This window comes from Microcystis sp. M083S1 (assembly GCF_020246405.1).
GTDB lineage: Bacteria > Cyanobacteriota > Cyanobacteriia > Cyanobacteriales > Microcystaceae > Microcystis > Microcystis aeruginosa_C.
On record NZ_JADBTB010000056.1, the window covers coordinates 1 to 2656 of the forward strand.

The window sequence follows — 2656 nt, forward strand, 5'->3', positions numbered from 1 at the left end:
GGGTTGCGCTTGCTTTGGTTTAACCTGAGCGACTTAGTTTTTGCTGCGCTTTTTTTCTGGCTTGAGATTTTAGGTTCGACAGCAACTCCTTGATTGTTTTTTGAGTTACCCCTTGACAATCAAGACAGTCGCTACGTTCATCTTATATTTAATTCCACCCACCTACTTAGAATATGAAACTTATGTTCCTCTTGCAGATCAGCTTTTTACGATATACTTAGAAGAAATAAATAAGGTTTTGCTCAAGGATTTTTTGCAGATGGAAGGAACTATTTTACGCTTCGACACCTCCAATAACACAGGGGTTATCAGAGGCAATGACGGGACAAGATACCAGTTCACAAACTCCGATTGGAAGGACGAAAAAGAATTTCCCAGAGTGGGGTTATTGGTGAATTTTGAGGTTAACTTAAACAATGAACCCGTTGATATTTACTGTATTCCTAAAGATAAGGGAAAGAGAATATGGCAGTATGATGGATATCTGGTGATGTTGCGGGGGGCATCTCTACCAAATCGCTGTATCAAAACCAATCGCCCGGTAACGGGAAAAGAAGAACAGACTTTATCCTTTAATCCTTTATTCGTTAATTTTTCTGCCCTTTTTTCTGCCCTGATTAGAATCATTTTTTTAATTTTTGTGCCCTGGATTGTAACAATACCGGTTATCATTGCATATTTTGCTATGACAAAATACGAAAAAATCACTTTTGGACTTTCTCAAGAAGTTAAAAAACAGCACAGATTATTAACAGATAGGATTTTCTCGTGCGTAATTTTTGGGATGATTATGGCTGCTGCTACAATACATTTTTTGAATCTAGCATACGGAGATGGAATTGTCTCGGTTTCTTTAGTAATATTTGCACTATTGTGCTTGCCGTTTTGGTTGATTTTACGGAAATCGCCACTGTCAACTTCTGGAATTTCAATAGTCTGGATTCAGGGTGAATACATTTGCATCCGTGGAATCAATAAAGAATATCTTTCTGAGTTTCCTGAATGGAGTGATTATAGACGACGTGGTTAGTTTTTTATTTATCCGAAATCTTACCAGAAGCCTTAGAAATTGCCAGAGGGATTGGGTCTGAATACTACCGTGCAAAGGCATTAAAAACATTAACCGCCACATTAACCCCTGCTAATGTTGACTTATCTTTCTGGCAAGATGTCCTTCAGGCTTTGGGAACTCTCACTCGTCCTCGTTTCCTCGAAACTATTCCTAACTTAGTACCTTTAATCCTTCATTTTGAGGGAGAGGTCGCCTTAAGAGAAGTGTATCAAAGTATTAAGGATGTTAGTCGGTGGTGGAAATAATTCCCCTTATGATGTATAATGCTAGACCATAGCGGATAAGGTATTCAACCGCTCTAAAAACCTAGCTATCTAATCGATAGGCGCACCTTGAAAACTAGAGTTATAGGGTTCCATAAAGGATTGCTTTTATGGGTAAAAGCTCTAAGCATCAAGTACCAGAGAAACCAATTATTTTAGAGGTTTTGAACTGTATCGTAGGGCATACGAGAACAGGCTTCTGTAAGGTCGCGAAAGTCTGAGGAGAGACTCGCCTCTGGGTTAGATACCGCAAGGGGTCTGATTTAAGCGAACTCGTTGAGCCAGAAATTCTAATCAGTGATGATAGAAGAATCCACGTCCGTTCACGGCGCGGAGTATGTCAACTGAAGTGTTACCCGAAACCCTTAGAAATTGCCAGAACGATTGGGTCTGAATACAACCGTGCAGAGGCATTAAAAGCCTTAACCGCCACCTTAACCCCTGCTAATGTTGACTTATCTTTCTGGCAAGATATCCTTCAGGCTTTGGGTACTCTCACTCGTCCTAAATTCCTCGAAACCATTCCCAACTTAGTCCCTTTAATCCTTCATTTTGGGGGGGAGGTCGCTTTAAGAGAAGTGTATCAAAGTATTAGGGATGTTAGTCGCTGGTGGCGGTGATTCTCCTGTCAATAATTGCTATAATAGCTAAAATGGTCATAATGGCTAGTTTCTATAAAGGTTAGTTATGAAAACATTAGGAGCCTCAGAAGCAAAAAATCGCTTTGGCGAACTGTTAGACTTGGCTCGAAGAGAACCAGTAAAGATAGCAAAAAAGGGACGTAATGTTGCAGTCGTGCTGTCAATCGAGGAATTTGAGAGATTTTCCGAGTTAGAAAATCAACTTTTGGCTTTACAGGCAGAAAAAGCTCATCAAGAAGGTTTTATCGGAACAACAGAAAGTGAGGCTTTACTGTCAGAAATTTTAAATGCTTAAGATTAACCTATCTCGACAGACAACTAAACGCTTAAAAAAACTGCCAGATAAACACGCCAAACAAGTAGCCACAAAAATAACCGAACTGAGAACAAATCCCTATCCCCAAGATTCTCTAAAGTTAAAAGGATACTCCTATCATAGAGCCGATATTGGTGAATATCGAATCGTTTATCGTGTTGAGGAGCAAACACTAGAAATCTTGCTGATTGACAAACGAAACGATGATGAAATTTATAAACAACGGCTCTTCCGAACTTGTCATGTAAAATTAAAGAAAAAACAGACAATTATTGCTGACCAATAAAACAATAATTTATCTTTAAAAGCTGACTATGCTTGCAATACAGCAATTTATTGGTTAAAATATAGACAGCCAAGACCA

3 protein-coding genes are annotated in these 2656 nt (G+C 39.0%); all 3 read left to right on the plus strand.

Going from position 1 to position 2656, the window contains the following annotated elements:
* The first annotated feature begins 112 nt into the window (after window positions 1-112).
* The 3 genes from IM450_RS05135 to IM450_RS05145 all read left to right on the plus strand — a co-directional run bounded on the left by IM450_RS05135 (window position 113) and on the right by IM450_RS05145 (window position 2578).
* Window positions 113-1030, plus strand: a complete 918-nt coding sequence (locus IM450_RS05135; protein ID WP_287665637.1) for a hypothetical protein — start codon at window positions 113-115, stop codon at window positions 1028-1030.
* A 992-nt stretch (window positions 1031-2022) separates the two neighbouring features.
* Window positions 2023-2271 carry a type II toxin-antitoxin system Phd/YefM family antitoxin gene (locus IM450_RS05140; RefSeq protein ID WP_002739617.1) on the plus strand — a complete coding sequence of 83 codons (249 nt, stop codon included), beginning with the start codon at window positions 2023-2025 and terminating at the stop codon, window positions 2269-2271.
* Window positions 2264-2578, plus strand: a complete 315-nt coding sequence (locus IM450_RS05145) for a type II toxin-antitoxin system RelE family toxin (protein WP_287665643.1) — start codon at window positions 2264-2266, stop codon at window positions 2576-2578. Before IM450_RS05140 ends, IM450_RS05145 begins: the two co-directional genes overlap by 8 nt.
* Window positions 2579-2656: the final 78 nt, after the last annotated feature.

Excerpts from the sequence above, each read along its gene's own strand:
- IM450_RS05145 (WP_287665643.1), top strand. The coding sequence starts at position 2,264 with ATGCTTAAGATTAACCTATCTCGACAGACAACTAAACGCTTAAAAAAA.
- IM450_RS05140 (WP_002739617.1), top strand. The coding sequence starts at position 2,023 with ATGAAAACATTAGGAGCCTCAGAAGCAAAAAATCGCTTTGGCGAACTG.